The sequence below is a fragment of the Halobacillus salinarum genome (genome assembly GCF_022919095.1).
GTDB lineage: Bacteria > Bacillota > Bacilli > Bacillales > Halobacillaceae > Halobacillus_B > Halobacillus_B salinarum.
Map to the genome: position 1 here is coordinate 3402927 of NZ_CP095073.1, position 17204 is coordinate 3420130.

Sequence of the window (17204 nt, forward strand, 5' to 3'; positions counted from 1 at the left end):
CACAAAATTACCAATGATTGATCCATTTCCAATTGATACACTAACGATTAAGATAAGCATAATGGCCATAACGGCTTTAAGAGAGCATGGAATGGGGGCTAATTGATGGCATCAAAAAGAGAAACCAGCACGGCAGTAACTGATACAGCCGAAGACTTAGTTAAATGGCTGGGCTCCTTTGGTCAGTCCAAGAGCGGAGGCGTCACTCGTCCTCTATATTCTGAGCCATGGATGGAAGCTCAGCACGCATTACAGAAGAAAATGGAATTGTCCGGACTAGAAACTTATTATGATAGTGTAGGAAATTTATTTGGAAGATTGGAGGGTACAAACCCTGATTCTAACTGCATCTTAACAGGTTCGCATATTGATACTGTAGTGAACGGAGGCATATATGACGGGGTTTACGGAATTGTGGCCAGCTACTCAGCCGTCCAAAAGTTAAGGAAGCAATTTGGACACCCTAGAAAAACAATTGAAATTGTTTCCCTTTGTGAAGAAGAAGGCAGCAGATTCCCAATTACTTTTTGGGGCTCTGGAAATATCACCGGAAACTATTCCTTGCAGGATGCTGTCGGCAAAAACGATCATAATGGCGTTTCCCTTTTAGAAGCAATGAAGGCGGCTGGTTTTGATCCTGAAACGTATCAAAATCCTAAACGCGAAGACATTGAATGTTTTCTGGAATGCCATATCGAACAGGGGATTGTGTTAGAGAAAACAGCTACTTCTATCGGAGTGGTGAGCCATATTGCAGGACAGCGTCGTTACACGATAAAGCTATCCGGAGAGAGTAATCACGCCGGAACAACACCGATGCATTTCCGTAAGGACGCGATGGTATTGGCGGCACAGTTTATTACCTATTTGACTGACAAAGCAGAACAGGCAGACTCTGACCTGGTCGCAACGACAGGAAAATTAACCGCTTCGCCCAATGTTTCCAACGTCATTGCCGGGGAGGTCACATTTACTCTGGATGTCCGTCATTACAAGAAAAGAATGTTGGACCAATTTTGCAGAGAAGTCCTTGACCATTTTCATCAGAAAGCTGATCATTTCGGATTCGCTCTTTCTTATCATACATGGCTGGAAGCAGACCCGGTTCAAATGGATCAAGATCTTCAAGCACAAATGGCAGCAGCCGTTCGGGAAGAAAACCTCTCCTATCAATCGATGTTCAGCGGAGCTGGTCATGACGCGCAAATGTTTGGCTCTTTCTGTCCTTCTTCATTGCTGTTTGTTCCTAGTAAGAATGGGATCAGTCATTCACCAAAAGAATTTACGTCTTCTCAATTTTTGGAGCAAGGCATTCAAGTATTAACAAGAATGCTGTACCAGTTAGCTTACTAATAACGAAAGGAGTTCCCCTATGACCTACTCGGACTTAAACACACCACTCCGCACGATTATGACCCCGGGACCTGTCGAAGTTGATCCGCGGGTATTACGGGCTATGAGCACGCCTGTAGTCGGCCAATTTGATCCCGCTTTTACTAAGATTATGAACGAAGTAATGGAAATGCTGAGACATATTTTCCAAACGAAAAACAAGTGGGCTTTCCCAGTTGATGGAACGTCAAGATCAGGCATGGAAGCCTTGCTATGCAGCATTATAGAACCAGGCGATAAAATTCTCGTACCTATTTTCGGCAGATTCGGCTACTTGCTAACTGAAATCTGCGAACGGCATGGAGCTGAAGTTCACACTATGGAATGCACATGGGGAGATGTATTTGACCCAGCTGATGTCATCAAGGAAATCAAGCGAGTGCATCCGAAAATTGTAGCTCTCGTACATGGGGAGACATCAACCGGACGTCTTCAGCCTCTCGAAAAGATCGGTGCTGCATGCAGGGAAATGAACGTTCTCTTTACTGTCGATGGCGTTGCTTCCATCGGAGGAACAGACTTGAAAGTGGATGAATGGTTTATTGACGGGCTCGTTGGCGGTACCCAGAAATGTCTATCCGTGCCTTCCGGGATGGCACCTATTACTTACAATGAACGAATTGAGGAAATCATAACTGCCCGTAAAAAAGTAGAAAGAGGCATATCGACTGCTGAGGACCGCAAACAGGAGCTTGAACGCGATCATCCGATCATTAGAAGCAACTATTTAGACTTAAGCATGCTACAAGATTACTGGAGCTCGAGAAGATTGAATCACCATACAGAAGCAACGACTATGTTATACGCGCTAAGGGAAGGATTGAGAATTGTATTGGAAGAAGGGCTGGAAAACCGGTTTAATCGGCATAAATTTCATGAGAATGCTCTAGTATCCGGGTTAGAAGCTATGGGATTAACGTTATTCGGCAGCCCGAGCTGCAAGCTGCCAACAGTCACTTGTGTGAATATTCCTGAAGGAGTCGATGGGGAGTCTGTCCGCCAAATGCTTCTTCAAGAATTCGGCATCGAAATTGCCAGTTCATTCGGTCCTTTACAAGGAAAAATATGGAGAATCGGAACAATGGGGTATAGCTGCAGGAAAGAGAATATCCTTTTTACTTTAGGCGCATTAGAAGCCGTACTGATCCGCCATGGAGTAAGAGTTCACACAGGAAGAGCCCTTCAAGCCGCTCTAGACTCCTACTCATTGATCCATAGAGAACCGGTCGGGCAATAGAAGCAGGTTCTTCCAAGAAACCGCTTGTCTTATGAAAGGATGATAGCAGAATGGAAGAATTAGACTTGATCATCAAGAATGGCGATCTTGTCACAGGGCATGGGATCGATAAACAGGATGTAGGAATCAAAGATGGAAAAATAGCGACGATTCATAAAAATCTATCCCAGAAAGCCAAGGAAATCTATGATGCTGAAGGAACGTACATCTTTCCGGGGATGATCGATGTACATGTCCATTTCAATGAACCAGGACGCGAGGATTGGGAAGGTTTTTCATCCGGCTCCTATATGATGGCAGCCGGCGGAGCAACAACTTATTTTGACATGCCTTTAAATGGCATCCCTTCTACGACTACACCAGAAGCTTTAAACGAAAAGGCAGCCATCGGACAGCAGAAATCATTGATTGATTTCGGGTTATGGGGAGGTCTGGTACCAGGAAATGAACACCATCTCCAAAAATTGTCCCTTCTCGGGTCATAGGTTTTAAAGCTTTTCTATCCCCTACTGGAAATAAAGAATTTGAAGCTGTAGACGATGCCACTCTGCTGCACGGAATGCATGAAATAGCCAAAACCGGTAAAGTGCTTGCCCTTCACTCAGAGAATGGGCCAATCATACAGTACTTAACAGAACAACTACGAAATAAACCTGAGGTTACAGCAGAGGATTATACAGCAACACGTCCAATCAAAGCCGAAGTAGAAGCTGTGGAACGTGCGATTCACTACGCTGAATTGACTGGCTGTCCCCTCCATTTCGTACATATCAGCAGTCAGGCAGCGGTGGAGAAAATAGGGTGTGCGAAACGTGCAGGTCTTGATTTAACTGTTGAAACCTGCAGTCATTACCTTCTCTTTAATGAGCTGGATTTAGCAGATAAAGGAGCCATTGCAAAATGCGCTCCGCCGCTAAGAAGTGAAGAAGAACAGCAGCGGCTTATCCAACTGCTGCAATCCGACCAGTTTGATATGATTAGTTCTGATCATTCTCCATGTCCGCCTCTTCTAAAATCTACTGGTTTAATGGACGCATGGGGAGGCATTACGGGTGGCCAATTCACCTTTCTTTCGATGATGGAGCTAGCCCTCAGATACGATATCGCTTTTGAAAAAATCGCAGCTTTACTTTCTGCCAATCCCGCCCGCCGCTTCAAGCTCAGCGGGAAAGGAAAACTTGAACGAGGAGCTGACGCCGATTTAACCGTCATTAACCTTAAACAATCATTTACTGTCACTGAAAAGAATCATTATGCAAAACATAAGCCTACCTTGTTTATGGATCATACGTTTCCCTGCCGGATAGATGCTACTTTTTCAAGGGGACAATTGGTTTACTATGCAGATGCAGCATCCACTTCCCCCCCACAAGGAAGGTGGTTAACGTCATAAAAATATCCGCGTTTCGTAACAAACGGACGCGGACTTTTTATGAAAAAAGGGCTAACTGGTTTCTGTTACGACAGGCGAAATTTCTGGCATTGTCTGGTACACCCACTCGAGGAGATTTTCATCCTCCTGTTCATTCGCAATTACTGATAATCCCACCGGCAGTCCCTGTACCTCTACCAGAGGCAAAGTAACCTGAGGCAGACCAGCAAGCCCTGCAATACAAGAAAGCTGCATCGTCCTCCCTCTCACATTCTGCAATAGATGACCAGGGGTATTTCGTTTAGGGGGTCCGCCGGGAGCTGTTGGAATCACAAGCAGTCCATCCTCACCAAGTAATTCCTTCAACATGCCTGTGATCGACCGTCGGTGAGAGAATGCATCGGCTAGTACATCCTCAGTAACCGTTCTTGCCCACTGAAAACGCTCTTCAATATCTGGTCCAAATACGGGACGTTCTTCTTCTATCCATGCTCCGTGCTGCTGCCAGATTTCCCATCCTTGAATATGCTTGAACGTATGGAACCAGCTGTCCAGCCCTTTTGATGACAGCCGGACAGTTTCCAGATGTCCATGGATCGTATGCAAATGCTCCAATACCTCTGAAAAAGCATTGTTTGTTTGTACATCCAGAAGCTCCCAAGCATCTTCTCCTAAAATAATTCGTGAGAACGTTCGCTTCTTCTCACTAGACTTCAAGATTACTTTTCCGACTTTATATAAATCTTGTACCTTTCCAGCCATCCATCCTACAGTGTCAAAGCTCGGAGCAAGAGGAATGACTCCAGTCATATCAATAGCTCCATGAGAAGGACGAAATCCAAATAGACCACAGTATGAAGAAGGGATACGTACGGATCCCCCTGTGTCTGTGCCAAGCGCAAAATCCACCTCATTTCCAGCCACAGTTACAGCTGAACCGCTTGAAGATCCACCGGGAATGCGGGCAGGTGCTTTTGGATTTATAGGCGTTCCAAAGTGGACATTTTCTCCATTCAAGCTGTACATCAGCTCATCCGTATGTGTTATTCCAGTAAGCTCCGCCCCACGAAGTAACAAGCGATCAATCACCGGGGCATTTGAGACAGCGGGTTTATGTGTCTCCAACCATGTTGGATTTCCTGCTGCGTTACTATGTCCTTTTACAGCAAATACATCCTTTACCGAGAAGGTACGGCCGCTTAATTCTCCACCGCCTTTATTGACCAATCTCAGCTCTTCGTTTATAAAACCTTGATATTGATCTGACATATTCCAACCCTCCGAATTATACATACAATTTGTCTTAGTTCTTAGTGAAGAGGCTATCATTTTTCAATGACTAAAACATAACTCATGATAATAAAGCAATAATATTCTTATTAAGATTTATCTGTTTTCATTTCCGCCAGGCTTTGTACAGCCCTGATTATTCCTCCATAGCCTGTACATCTGCATAAATTCCCAGACAAAGCCTCTCTTATTTCTGTTTCCGATGGAGAAGTCGTTTCATTCAGCAAAGAATCGACAGCCATGATCATCCCAGGTGTACAATAACCGCATTGAAAACCTCCTTCCGTAAGAAAGGCTTGTTGGATCGGATGAAGCTGCTCCTCAACTTTCATTCCCTCAATCGTCTTAATTGTCGATTGATGCACTTGATATGCAAGCAGGAGACAGGAGTTCATCAGCTTTCCATCGACAAGGATGGAACAAGCGCCGCACCTGCCAATCCCACAGGAAATTTTCGTTCCTGTCAGCCCCAGTTTATTCCTGAGAATATCGACGACACGCTCTGTCGGACTTACATGAAGTTCTATTGATACTTCATTAATCGTAACTTGAATAGCAGGAGCAGTTATGTCTTCCTTAGGGTTCACAACTTCATAGTCTTCCATTGTGATTTTCTCTCCTTTACAGCTGATAATATTTCTTCCGGAGAAACAGGCAGGGAATTGACCCAATGATTGGTTGCATCATGAATAGCTTTCGCAATAGCTGGAGCTACTCCTACGGTACCGATTTCCCCGACTCCCCTGGGGCCATGAGGGTCGCCTTCCGCCAAAGCTTCGATCGGATCGACCTTCATGTGGATCGGCAAATCCTGAATACCTGGGATTAAATAATCATCAAGGTTTTCTGTAACATACCGGCCCTTTTCCATTAACGCCTCTTCCATCAGCGTGTATCCCAGCGCCATTATGCCTCCACCTTCAATTTGACCACGGTAGCCAATTTCACTTACTACCGGTCCTGCTGCAATAAATTGATCTAACGTAAGTACACGTACTCTTCCAGTTAACAAATCTACTTCTACATCGGCTAGTACAGCACTGAAGGTATATAAAAAGTGTCCGCCGTCAACGGGATCTGGAGTGGTAGGAAACTGAAAATCAGTAGATATAGAAATGCACTCCTTATCTCCAAGTTCCTCGGCCAAATCCGTAAAAAGGAGTAGTGGTGATCCTCTTTTTTCATCAGAAGGAAAAATCCCCCCTGGGCCAAGCATTAGTTCTTCACGTGAATAAAGAGTCAGCTTTGCAGCAGCGTTTAAGACGCGTTCTATGAACTGAGGCTTCATTCTTTGCATCGCCTGCCATACCATGCTTGTCCCTCTTGAAGCGGTTGTCGATCCAGAAGAAGGAACCTTTGCTGTATCCCCGAGAACGATGGACAGGTCACTGTCATCGATCCCTAATTCCGCTGTCACCAGGGTTTCGATGACGTTTAAAATGCCTTGACCTGCCTCTTCGAATCCAAACGCAATTTCTATTTTTCCATCCGGCATCAATGACATCCGCCCCCTGCCGGATCTAAACGTCCATAACCAAGCCCGCCTCCATGCATCGTGATCGATATTCCTGTTCCTATTCGCTTCTTCCTGCTGGAATAGTATTTTTTCCCGCGAACTTTGTTATGTTCAGAAACGGCGTCCAGCACTTGTGCCGCCCCGCTTGTTGGAGCAATTCGATGGCCTAGCGGACCGAGATCATCTTCTTTACGAACATTCCTTTTTCGTAACTCTAGCGGAGTCAAACCAAGTTGTTCTGCCAGCCGATCCATTTGCCCCTCTAGTGCGAACGTAACTTGATTGCCTCCAAACCCTCTAAATTCACCGGAAACCCCATTGTTCGTATAGACTGATTTTCCTTTTATATCTATGTTGGGAATGATGTAAGGTCCTGAAGCATGTTCAACAGCAAAGTCCAGTATCGCCGGCCCGAGAGTTGCATAAGCACCTGTATCAGCAAGGATCCGCACTTGATGAGCTTGCAGCACCCCTTGCTCATCAGCTCCGGTTTTCATCATAATTTTCATCGGATGTCTTTTTAACCCGGAAATCATGGATTCTTTTCTCGTTTGATGAATTTTAACTGGACGACCACTCTTCAAAGCAAGAAGAGCTCCGTAAGGCTGGATATTTAATTCATCCTTCCCGCCGAACGAGCCGCCCATTGGACTGGATACTACGCGAATGCTCTCTTCCTTGATTGCTAATATCCTCGATAGTTGAAAACGGTCCTTATACCCATGCTGTGTACCTACATAGGCCGTTATCCCTCCCCCAGGTTCTGGAACAATGACTCCGCCTTCTGTTTCCATATAGGTATGCATCTGCCTTGGAACAAGGTAAGCTTCCTCTACCACTGCTTTGCAATTCTCAAAACCATCACCCATGTTTCCCTGCTGGCAGCCAGCTTCGTGAAGGATGTTTCCATTGTCATGGATGGGCATCGTCTCCTCATGCAGGGCAGTTTCCATCTCATCAATAACAGGCAGCTCTTCATAGTGAACTTGGATCCTTTGTAATGCCTGTTCAGCAATCTCAAGGGAGTCCGCAGCTACAGCAGCTACGGCATCACCGATAAAACGTACACGCGTTTCACAAAGCACGGGTTGATCCGGGGTAATAATGCCAAACCCATTAAGTTCTGGAATATCTTTATGAGTAATAACAGCCCTTACACCCGCCATTTCTTCTGCTGTTGATGTATCAATGTTAAGAATATTGGCGTGAGGATAAGCGCTTCTTAATATCTTTCCATACAGCATAGAATCAAATGAAAGGTCACTTAAATAACGCAGATCCCCGGTGACTTTTCCTTGTCCATCCGGTCTTACCCGCTGACGATATTGAGAAATCTGCTGCATTTGTTAACTCCTTTCTATCTGAGCTATCCATTCTTCCAGCTCCGATACGATGAGGTTAGCTGCGACCTGCGTACAGTATTCACCCGATGTAAAAGGCGTTGGGGCTGGACGATAAGTACGAATGATCTCTTTTTCAAGCAGCAAAAGCCTCTTGTCGTCAAGTTGTTTGCCTAGAAGCAAGCTTTCACACGTTTCAAGCCGGTGCGGCAAGTACTTCCCTCCTCCGATGGCGAAGCGGGCCGAAGTGACCTTATGATTGGAATCGATTCTAATACTGCCGGCCACCGTCACTAGAGATGGAATGAAACCTTCCCTGCGCCCAACCTTTTTATAAAAATGGAGGATTTCTCCTTCTGCAGAAGGAATCGGAAGGAAAAACGCCGTAATTAATTCATCCCTTCGTTTAGGAATCGACACAAAATCATGTAAAGACTCTACGTGCATTTCCTTTCCATCAAACCAGGAAATATGTGCATTTATTACGAGCAGTGCCGGAATAAGATCTCCAATCCCATAAGCTACATTCCCACCGATAGCAGCCTGATTTCTCACAGCTGGAGAAGCAACCTGATCGATAGCTGTAGAAAGAACCTGCCAACTCTTCCTTATGGAAGGATGTTTCTGGCATGCCTTCAGGCTGGTCAGTGCCCCGATAATAAGATTCCCAGTGGATTTATCTATCCCTTTCATCCCCTCAATAGAAGCTAGACTTATGAACTGACCCGGCAGCGCAATCCCCTTTTCTCTCATAAGCTGAAGAACAGTACCCCCAGCAATATAAGCCGCATGTTCACCAAATTTTCTTTTTAACCTCCATGCTTCTTCTACACTTCCGGGATGCCAGACCTTTGTGTACAACTGATTAGGATTGCTTAATTGAGTTGATAAGCCGGACCTAACTCCGTTATCCATTGATACTCATCCTCCGTATCGATATCAAAGAACATCCACCATTGATCATATTCAATCTTCCTCCCTTGAGCAGCAAGCTTTTTGTTAAGGAGGCATTTAGCCCCTTTGTCTCCGCATAGAGTAAACAAGTCTTGAAACAATGTATAATCGATCAATAAAGGCGGCTGAATGACTCCATGGAAAGCAGAAGCTACGAAATGAAAAGGAGGGTCTTCTTCTCTCCCTTCTCGATAGTTCTTTAATAACTCATTAATCATAGCGGGAGTGACAAAGGGTTGATCGGCCAACAGGATAACAATTTGTGTGGCCTTAAAGAATTGAGCTCTTCTGATACCTTCCTGGAGTGAATAGGCCTGGCCATCACACGCTCTCGGGCATACTACGTGTGTCCATTTTGAACGGTAAGGTTCACAAAGGAATGCAGGCTCCATCCAATTGAGGGAATCCCCTTCTTGAGTAATCACGTAAATATGATCGAGTTCCGAAAATAAAGCCTTCGAAAAGGAATGGCTGCCAATAGTCGTTCGTTCCAGGACAAGACTCAGCTTATTACGTCCCATACGTTTGCTCTTTCCAGCAGCCAGAAAAATACCGACCTTATCCCGATTCATGAAGCACCACCTTAGATTTTTTAGACACTTGAATCAATTGAGCAATAATGCTGATGGCAATCTCATCTGCTCCTTCAGCGTCGATCGATAAACCGGCTGGAGTCGTGATTAAAGGCGGAAGGACATCCGTTCCTAACAGCCGTTTCGTTCTTTGTTTAGATCCTAATACTGCTAAATATTTCAATTCTTTCCCTATTAAATAAGAGAGCAGTTCTTTATCTTTTTGAAAACTATGGGTCAACAGAACAACAAAATCATTGGGAGAAAATTGAATTTTGTTTACTAAGTCTGTTGGAAAACCTACAATTCTCTCATCAGCATCAGGAAAATGCTCTTTCGTGCATAAGGCTGGACGCCAGTCTGCTACTATAACTGAAAAACCTGTTTTGGACGCCATGTCTACTAATGGAATGGCATCTTTGCCTGCCCCCAGAACGATCAGCCTCTCCTTAGGCTGAAAACAGTGAAAGTAAACTTCTTTTTCTCCTTCTTTTGTTTTACCGAATTTTTGTGAGGTCATTTCTAAACTTTTCCCGGAAAAGTAGTCGTTATCTCCGAAATACTCCTCGCCTGCTCTGTAAAGGGTTTTCACTTCGCTGTTGCCGATAGGCAGTTTTTTATACATCGTGACTTTCTTCCCTTGCTCAAGCAGTACCTTTAATTTAGTTAACTGACTACTTAACACATCAGTAATAGGTTCGAGCAATACTTGAATCAAGCCATTACAGCCTGATCCTTCTCCCCACATCAAATCACGATAGCCTCTCATGTCATAAACAATAATTTCAGCATCTTTTGACTCATTCCGTTTGATTCGTTCGGCTACATCTTCCTCCAGACATCCCGCACTAATCATACCTACCTGACTTCCATTTTGTTTAAAAAGCATCATCGCTCCTTCTTTTTTATAAGCAGATCCTTCAACGTGGACGATAGTAGCTAATACATCACCAGTTTCTGCTTCTGGAAAGATTTGATGAATATCATCCATAGTTGTTTCTCCCTTTCATATTTTTAATATTCTAAAAATTAAAGCGAAATTTTTTTATATGAATCTCCTCTGTACAGATGTTATATTAATTAACACAACATGTAATGTCTACTCAGCTTATATAGATCATAAAATGTATGGAGGAATTTGTCATTGTGTAAATTGAATAATTCCTGCCGCTGCTTTTAGACGGAGTAACTAAACATTCTAAAAGGAGGTTGATTCCATGAGCTATCAAGTCTTCGTTTACGGTACTCTTCTAAACGGCGAATCCAACCATCACATCGCTGTTCCACATTTATTAAAAAGCGAACCAGGTACCATTCATGGATGTTTATATAATGTCGGCCGATACCCAGCCGTCGTCTTAAACGATAAAAACAAAATTACGGGCGAATGGTTCACAATTACAGAAGAAGGTCTGCGGCAATTCGATACCCTCGAAGGTCATGAACCAGGCAGCACCAATAACCACTATGACCGCGTTTGGATTGCAGATGCAAATAACGATCAAGAAGGTTATGTTTATACGTTCACAGAGGAACAAGCAGCAGCACTTGAAGAAATTCCATCCGGAAACTGGATTAATTTCCGCAGGAAGAAACACTTACGTTAGAACTGGCGATCGCTTGACTAGACGCTTAATCGAATTATCCGCTTCATTTAATACAAGTTCTTTGTCTATCGTTTTTAGTTTCCCTTGATCCATAACTACTTTTCCATTAATCATGGTCATGTCCACGTCTGCCCGGGTAGCGGAGTAAACAATTCTCGAGATGGGATCTACATTAAAACTTGGATACGTATGAAATTGACGCAGATTCAATATCGCTAAATCTGCCTTTTTCCCAATTTCAAGGCTGCCTATTTCATGTTGACGGCCAATCGCCCGGGCACCACCTATGGTTGCCATCCTGAATACAGTTTTCGCGTCCATGGCTGCAGGTCCATGAAAGGGTTTTTGAATAAGAGCAGCCAGTCTCATCTCGTTAAACATATCTAAATTATTGTTACAAGGAGCGCCATCCGCCCCTAAACTCAATGAAATCTCCCGATTGACTAAATCCTGAGTATCAGCAATTCCGGAAGCAAGCTTTAAATTTGAACCAGGACAATGACTGACATGCACACCTTTTTCCTTGATGATTTTCTTTTCCATTTCATCCAGCCAAACACAATGAGCTAAAATCAACCGTTCATTAGCAAGACCAAGAGAATCAAGGTACACCACATTCCTCATTCCTGTCTCCGCCTCTACCATTTGAATTTCCCCTTGATTTTCAGAAGCGTGCGTATGGACATAAACATTGTAAAACTTGGACAATCTCGCTACTTCTCTAAGAAGCTCCTCGGTACAAGAAATCGCAAACCTCGGTGAGAATGCGTATTGGATCCGCCCGCCATCATGCATATGCCACTTTTTCAGCAAATCAACGCTTTCCTGAAGAGATTTCTCAGTACTTTCCTGGAGATTACTCGGAACTCCGCCACCTTTATCCATCATCACCTTTCCCGAAAGGGCACGAATTCCACTTTTTGATATCGCCTGAAAGGCAGCATCCGTATGGTGCACCGTCTCCATATCCACCACTGTTGTCGTTCCACTTTCAATCATTTCCCCAAGACCAAGCATGGCCGAATAATAAATCGACTCTTCATCGTGTGCAGCTTCAAGCGGCCAGATCCGCTTTTCCAACCATTCCATCAATTCCAAGTCATCCCCCTGCCGCGAAAAAGCGTCTGACACAGATGAATATGCGTCTGAACGAACCCCGGAATTACAGTTCGCCCCTCGGCATCAATGACCTCATCGACCTCGTCATTAAGATTCTGACCCATTTTAATAATGAATTCATCCTGGATCAGAACATCTCCTTTTATCACCTCTTCACGCTCATTCATTGTAATGATTTCAGCATTCTTAATTAGCATCCGACTCATGTAAAGACCCCCCGATTAAATTTTCAGATGATAGAAACAGATGAAATGGACAAAACAAAAACCCGGCCGCAAAACGCACAGCCCCGCGACCATACGTTTCGTAGCCAGGAATTTACGGTTCCTTGTAGAGACCCTCAAACCAGATTATTGAGAATATACGAAACTTGCATATGAATTTCTTCTATATTACGACTTCCACCCTTTTCATTCAATATATATGTAAGAAAACCTAACACAAATAAATAATCGATATCCTTACCTCCTGCATTTTTTCGAAAATTTTGTCTTATTTATCTAAATATCCAGCAAAAATATGTCTAAAATATCTAATGACCTCCTTTCCAGGTTCCTATACAATGTTAGAAAAGTTGACATAAGTCATGTAGGAGGAATGTAAATGGGATTGCAAAATCCAACTGCTAAAGAAGATCCACGTCCGGAAAATGAACTCTCCGTCTTCACTAATCGTTTAAAGATGCCGCACATTTACGTGATTTTATTTTTGTTTAGTATGGTGGCAGCCATTACGACTTATTTCGTTCCAGCAGGTACGTACGACAGAATAAGTGGACCTGAAGGAAGGACGACCATTGATCCTAGTTCATTTCATACAGTAACCCCAAGCCCAACTTCTCCCACGGATTTCATGCTCGCATTTCCTAAAGGGCTGGTTAGTGCAGGAAGTGTGGTATTCTTCACATTTATCATTGGTGGAATGTTTATGGTATTAAGAAGAACCGGCATTATAGAAATTGCCGTTGATACGTTAACGAGAACCTTCACAGAAAAAAGTCTTGCCATTATCCCTGTGCTGATGATCGTTTTTTCATTGATTTGCAGTTTAATAGGAACACAGGAGCTCAGCCTCGTTTATGTACCTGTCATTCTGCCTCTGGTGATCGCGCTGGGCTATGACTCGATCATCGCTGCAGCCATAGCTCTTTGCGCCACAACGGCCGGGTTTACTGCAGGTTTTTTAAACCCCATTAACACAGGATTAGGACAGAAGCTGGCCGGACTCTCTCTTTACAGCGGATTAGGTCTCCGCCTGGCCGCTTTTATGATCATGGTAGTTATCGGTATCTTGTATGTGCTCCGATATGCAAGGAGAATTAAACGTGACCCTGAACAAAGTCTTGTTTATGAGGACGATTATGAAAAACGCAAGCTTTACAAAACCGTACAAAGTACGAATCGCTATCAAGCCACCCTCAGGCAGAAGCTAGCTTCCATAACCGCTCTGCTATTCTTCGGTATCCTTGTCTACGGAGTGCTGAAGCACAGCTGGTTCATGATGGAAATGTCAGGGTTGTTTATCATCATGGGTATCGTTGTAGGTCTGGTAGCAGGACTCTCTACAAGTGAAATATGTGAAGGATTCAATGATGGCTTTAAAAGTGTTTTACTAGGGGCATTTATTGTAGGGGTGGCTCGAGCAGTAGCCGTCATTATGGAAGACGCTCATATCATGGATTCGATCGTCTTCGGACTCGGTCAACTTGTCGGCCATTTTCCTTCTATATTCAGCGCCATTGGAATGTTTATTGTGCAATTACTATTCAACTTTCTTGTCCCTTCAGGAAGCGGACAAGCCTTAGTGACAATTCCTATAATGGCTCCGCTGGCAGACCTTATAGGGGTTACGAAGCAGACAGCCATACTTGCCTATCAATTCGGAGATGGTTTAGGCAACATCTTGTTTCCTACTTCCGGTTATTTTATGGCCACTCTTGCCTTAGCTGGAGTGAAGTGGCAGAAGTGGGTTAAGTTTTACCTTCCCCTTTTTGGATTGTGGACAGGTACGAGCCTTATCTTTTTAATCATTGCACAAATTATTCAATGGAATGGCTGAGCTGCTGAGTAATCAATAAAAGGAGGAAATTATGACTAGTCATTATAGCTTGCTGCCGATTACTAAAGAAAAAAACCGTATTTTAGGTCCAAAAGCTTACATTGCGATGTGGTGGGGAGACGCCATCATGGTCGGTTCGTTTATGTTAGGATCCAGTATGATTCCCCCATTCGGAGAACTAAATTTGTATCAGGCATTTGCAGCATTGATTTTGGCAAACCTATTAGCCGCTCTTTTGTTTGCTTTAAACGGTAGAGTCGGATGGAAGCATGGGATACCGATGGTGGTACAGCTTCGTTCTTCGTTTGGACCCGCCGGAGCAAAAGTTCCTTCACTTCTTCGGGCAGTTCCTGCATTATTTTGGTATGGCGTCCAAACGTGGTTAGGTGCACAAGCCTTGAATCATATCTTTCTCGATATCACAGGGTTCGGTAATGTTTGGATCTGGTTTTTTAGCTTTCAGGCACTGCAGATTTATTTATCTGCCAAAGGAATCAAATCTATTAAATGGATCGAGATTGTCGGGGCGATTATTATCATGCTTGGTGTCATCTACATGATTTTCCTATTCCTCTCAACCTTTGGGTTCCAAGTGGAAAAAACTGCTGACATACAAGGAACATGGGGCATTCCGTTCTGGCTTGCGATGACCGTGTTACTCGGACAGTTTTCAGCGCTCTTCTTAAATGTGTCTGATTACACGCGTTATGTCCCTAAAAAAATATCAGGTAAAACCTTCATCGGCTCCCATATTATCGGGATTGTACCGCCAATGATCCTGCTCCCCCTCGTCGGGGTTTTAGGAGCAGCGGCCGTTGGGATATGGAACCCCGTTGATATTATTTCCGAGTACATATCAAATTTCATGGCAAGTCTGATTATCTTACTCGTCATTGCATTAGCCCAAATTACAACTAATCTTGTCGCTAACATTACACCTACCGTATTTGTAGCCATGGATCTTTTCAACATATCCTGGGAGAAAGCCTGTGTGATCATCGGTCTCCTCGGAGTCTTCACTTGTCCGTGGTGGATCATGAGTGCTTCTTACTTTACTGTCTTTATTTCCATCGTTTCCGCATTCTTAGGACCAGTGTTCGCAGTTATGGTCATCGATTATTACTTTATCCATAAAGGTCATTACAATGTGGAGAAATTATATGAGACAGCTCATTTATTTTCCTCTTTCAAAGGGTGGAATCCTGCAGCGATCATTGCCATTACTGCAGGTACAGCGTTTTCTTTCATCAATGTTGATTTATCCTGGTTTTTAGGGCTTCTCCCAGCTGGTATAGTTTATTTATTACTCATGAAATTCTGGATAGGAAAAAAAGAAAAGTATGTAGAAGATTCTATAACCTCCACATCAGCTCAAACCGTCATGAGGGAGAAAAAAGAAATCCAGGCAAATTAAGTCCCCATCAATAAATGTCCCAGCTTTAAGCTGGGGCATTTCATTATTTCAGAACGCATCCAAAATAGTTTTTCTACACCTTTAGGCAAACACCTTCCCTCCTTTTTCATTCATTTCATACAATACAATATACTGATTAAAGGTGGTGAAAATTGTGGGCTACGGATACGGCGGCGGTTTTGCGCTAATCGTTGTATTGTTTATTTTGTTAGTAATTATTGGAGCTGCTTGTTTTTATTAATAAGCAAGTCTCTGACAGTTTATTGTCAGGGCAAGCTGCCCTGGCAAGACTATATGTATCCTCTCTGTCTGATTAACCTGAATTTTAGTTCGATGGTTGGTTTCACATCGTAAAAAGTGAGGATATAATGAAGAAGTGAAATTTTTCTTACGGATACATATTTATCAAAATACGTCTTAGGCGTATTTTTTTGTGTCTGCCAATTTTAAATGAGGTGAAGGCTTTGTCTGGATTTACGATACTCATTCTTCTGATCATCCTTATCGGATTTAATAAATGGATACCTGGAAAACACGCTTCATTACTGGTCAGTTCGTCCTTTGTGCTGGTAATGCTGTTCCTTACTAGCTGCGCACCTTCTTCTTTATCTTCAGGTAATTCAGGACATGAAGAAACCACCCAAACCAACGAGGAAGAAAAAGTTACAGCTACTGTCACAAAAGTGGTTGATGGCGATACAATTGATATCAGCTTAAACGGCAAAGAAGAAACGGTCCGTATGCTGCTCGTAGACACGCCTGAAACGGTCCATCCTAATAAACCTGTGCAAAAATTCGGACCTGAAGCAAGTGCTTTTGCGAAAGAAACACTATCAGGGAAGGATATTCAACTTGAATACGATGGCCCGAAGCGGGACAAGTATGGGCGGTTGCTTGGGTATGTATGGGTAGATGGCCATATGTTTAATCAAATGTTATTGGAAAAAGGCCTGGCTCGTTACGCTTACGTGTACGATCCGCCCTATACCCACGCGAAAGAGTATATAAAAGCCCAAAATCGTGCCAAAAAAGAGAAAAAAGGCATCTGGAGTGTACAAGGCTATGTCCAAGACAGCGGTTTTCAAGATAAGGAAGCCCCTGCAAAGGAGCAGTCCAGTGAAAATACAAAGGACACGGAAGAAGGAAAAAAATCCTCTTCACCCTCTGTGCGTTATAATCCCAATGGCCCGGACCGGGATTGCAGCGATTTTTCCTCACAAGAAGAAGCGCAAGCCTTTTATGAAGCAGCAGGCGGACCAAAATCTGACCCTCACCGGTTAGATGGCAGAGATCACGATGGAGTCGTTTGCGAAGGGCTTTAAGCTTCTTGCAC

General features: G+C 43.7%; 14 protein-coding genes, 2 pseudogenes and 1 riboswitch. Of the genes and pseudogenes, 9 read left to right on the forward strand and 7 right to left on the reverse strand.

Features of this window, described 5'->3' with window-relative positions:
• Positions 1 to 105 precede the first annotated feature (105 nt).
• The 4 genes from allC (at position 106) to MUN89_RS22030 (ending at position 4022) form a co-directional block, all read left to right on the forward strand.
• Positions 106 to 1353 (forward strand): allantoate deiminase, encoded by a 1248-nt coding sequence (gene allC, locus MUN89_RS17685; protein WP_244709069.1) that lies wholly within the window; start codon positions 106 to 108, stop codon positions 1351 to 1353.
• A 19-nt stretch (positions 1354 to 1372) separates the two neighbouring features.
• Positions 1373 to 2629, forward strand: a complete 1257-nt coding sequence (locus MUN89_RS17690) for a pyridoxal-phosphate-dependent aminotransferase family protein (RefSeq protein WP_244709071.1) — start codon at positions 1373 to 1375, stop codon at positions 2627 to 2629.
• 50 nt (positions 2630 to 2679) lie between these two features.
• Positions 2680 to 3114, forward strand: coding sequence for an amidohydrolase family protein (locus MUN89_RS22025; protein ID WP_318036095.1), 435 nt, complete (start codon positions 2680 to 2682; stop codon positions 3112 to 3114).
• A 74-nt stretch (positions 3115 to 3188) separates the two neighbouring features.
• Positions 3189 to 4022 carry an amidohydrolase family protein gene (locus tag MUN89_RS22030; protein WP_318036096.1) on the forward strand — a complete coding sequence of 278 codons (834 nt, stop codon included), beginning with the start codon at positions 3189 to 3191 and terminating at the stop codon, positions 4020 to 4022.
• 51 nt (positions 4023 to 4073) lie between these two features.
• On the opposite strand, the gene MUN89_RS17700 is transcribed toward MUN89_RS22030, so the two are convergent.
• The 6 genes and pseudogenes from MUN89_RS17700 to MUN89_RS17725 form a co-directional block, all read right to left on the reverse strand.
• A complete protein-coding gene (locus MUN89_RS17700; protein ID WP_244709073.1) occupies positions 4074 to 5270 on the reverse strand; it encodes an amidase in 1197 nt (398 codons plus the stop codon).
• 110 nt (positions 5271 to 5380) lie between these two features.
• Positions 5381 to 5896, reverse strand: a complete 516-nt coding sequence (locus MUN89_RS17705) for a (2Fe-2S)-binding protein (protein WP_244709074.1) — start codon at positions 5894 to 5896, stop codon at positions 5381 to 5383.
• Positions 5875 to 8150 (reverse strand): annotated as a pseudogene (pucD, locus tag MUN89_RS17710) (xanthine dehydrogenase subunit D). The gene MUN89_RS17705 and the pseudogene pucD overlap by 22 nt, the downstream one beginning before the upstream one ends.
• 3 nt (positions 8151 to 8153) lie before the next feature.
• Entirely contained in the window at positions 8154 to 9062 is a 909-nt protein-coding gene (locus tag MUN89_RS17715; RefSeq protein WP_244709076.1) for an FAD binding domain-containing protein, read from the reverse strand.
• Positions 9023 to 9673, reverse strand: coding sequence for a nucleotidyltransferase family protein (locus tag MUN89_RS17720; RefSeq protein ID WP_244709078.1), 651 nt, complete (start codon positions 9671 to 9673; stop codon positions 9023 to 9025). Before MUN89_RS17720 ends, MUN89_RS17715 begins: the two co-directional genes overlap by 40 nt.
• A complete protein-coding gene (locus MUN89_RS17725) occupies positions 9660 to 10664 on the reverse strand; it encodes an XdhC family protein (RefSeq protein WP_244709080.1) in 1005 nt (334 codons plus the stop codon). The genes MUN89_RS17720 and MUN89_RS17725 overlap by 14 nt, the downstream gene beginning before the upstream one ends.
• Positions 10665 to 10890: 226 nt before the next feature.
• On the opposite strand from MUN89_RS17725, the gene MUN89_RS17730 reads away from it, so the two are divergent.
• On the forward strand, positions 10891 to 11280 hold the full coding sequence (locus tag MUN89_RS17730) for a gamma-glutamylcyclotransferase family protein (protein WP_244709082.1): 390 nt from the start codon (positions 10891 to 10893) through the stop codon (positions 11278 to 11280).
• On the opposite strand, the pseudogene MUN89_RS17735 reads toward MUN89_RS17730, so the two are convergent.
• Positions 11272 to 12605 (reverse strand): annotated as a pseudogene (locus MUN89_RS17735) (5'-deoxyadenosine deaminase). The gene MUN89_RS17730 and the pseudogene MUN89_RS17735 sit on opposite strands and share 9 nt — an antisense overlap.
• 81 nt (positions 12606 to 12686) lie before the next feature.
• A riboswitch (purine riboswitch) is annotated at positions 12687 to 12786 on the reverse strand.
• 216 nt (positions 12787 to 13002) lie between these two features.
• Here MUN89_RS17735 and MUN89_RS17740 point away from each other — a divergent pair.
• The 4 genes from MUN89_RS17740 to MUN89_RS17755 all read left to right on the forward strand — a co-directional run bounded on the left by MUN89_RS17740 (position 13003) and on the right by MUN89_RS17755 (position 17193).
• On the forward strand, positions 13003 to 14457 hold the full coding sequence (locus MUN89_RS17740; RefSeq protein WP_244709084.1) for a YfcC family protein: 1455 nt from the start codon (positions 13003 to 13005) through the stop codon (positions 14455 to 14457).
• A gap of 31 nt (positions 14458 to 14488) precedes the next feature.
• Positions 14489 to 15871: an NCS1 family transporter gene (locus tag MUN89_RS17745; RefSeq protein ID WP_244709086.1), complete on the forward strand. Its 1383-nt coding sequence runs from the start codon at positions 14489 to 14491 to the stop codon at positions 15869 to 15871.
• A gap of 142 nt (positions 15872 to 16013) precedes the next feature.
• On the forward strand, positions 16014 to 16112 hold the full coding sequence (locus MUN89_RS17750; RefSeq protein ID WP_244709088.1) for a YjcZ family sporulation protein: 99 nt from the start codon (positions 16014 to 16016) through the stop codon (positions 16110 to 16112).
• A 223-nt stretch (positions 16113 to 16335) separates the two neighbouring features.
• The gene (locus MUN89_RS17755) at positions 16336 to 17193 is read left to right on the forward strand and encodes a thermonuclease family protein (RefSeq protein WP_244709090.1); all 858 of its coding nucleotides are present in this window, start codon (positions 16336 to 16338) and stop codon (positions 17191 to 17193) included.
• The last annotated feature ends 11 nt before the right edge of the window (positions 17194 to 17204 follow it).

Coding starts and splice junctions, on each gene's coding strand:
- allC (WP_244709069.1), top strand. CDS start 106: ATGGCATCAAAAAGAGAAACCAGCACGGCAGTAACTGATACAGCCGAA.
- MUN89_RS17690 (WP_244709071.1), top strand. CDS start 1,373: ATGACCTACTCGGACTTAAACACACCACTCCGCACGATTATGACCCCG.
- MUN89_RS22025 (WP_318036095.1), top strand. CDS start 2,680: ATGGAAGAATTAGACTTGATCATCAAGAATGGCGATCTTGTCACAGGG.
- MUN89_RS22030 (WP_318036096.1), top strand. CDS start 3,189: ATGCATGAAATAGCCAAAACCGGTAAAGTGCTTGCCCTTCACTCAGAG.
- MUN89_RS17700 (WP_244709073.1), bottom strand. CDS start 5,270: ATGTCAGATCAATATCAAGGTTTTATAAACGAAGAGCTGAGATTGGTC.
- MUN89_RS17705 (WP_244709074.1), bottom strand. CDS start 5,896: ATGGAAGACTATGAAGTTGTGAACCCTAAGGAAGACATAACTGCTCCT.
- MUN89_RS17715 (WP_244709076.1), bottom strand. CDS start 9,062: ATGGATAACGGAGTTAGGTCCGGCTTATCAACTCAATTAAGCAATCCT.
- MUN89_RS17720 (WP_244709078.1), bottom strand. CDS start 9,673: ATGAATCGGGATAAGGTCGGTATTTTTCTGGCTGCTGGAAAGAGCAAA.
- MUN89_RS17725 (WP_244709080.1), bottom strand. CDS start 10,664: ATGGATGATATTCATCAAATCTTTCCAGAAGCAGAAACTGGTGATGTA.
- MUN89_RS17730 (WP_244709082.1), top strand. CDS start 10,891: ATGAGCTATCAAGTCTTCGTTTACGGTACTCTTCTAAACGGCGAATCC.
- MUN89_RS17740 (WP_244709084.1), top strand. CDS start 13,003: ATGGGATTGCAAAATCCAACTGCTAAAGAAGATCCACGTCCGGAAAAT.
- MUN89_RS17745 (WP_244709086.1), top strand. CDS start 14,489: ATGACTAGTCATTATAGCTTGCTGCCGATTACTAAAGAAAAAAACCGT.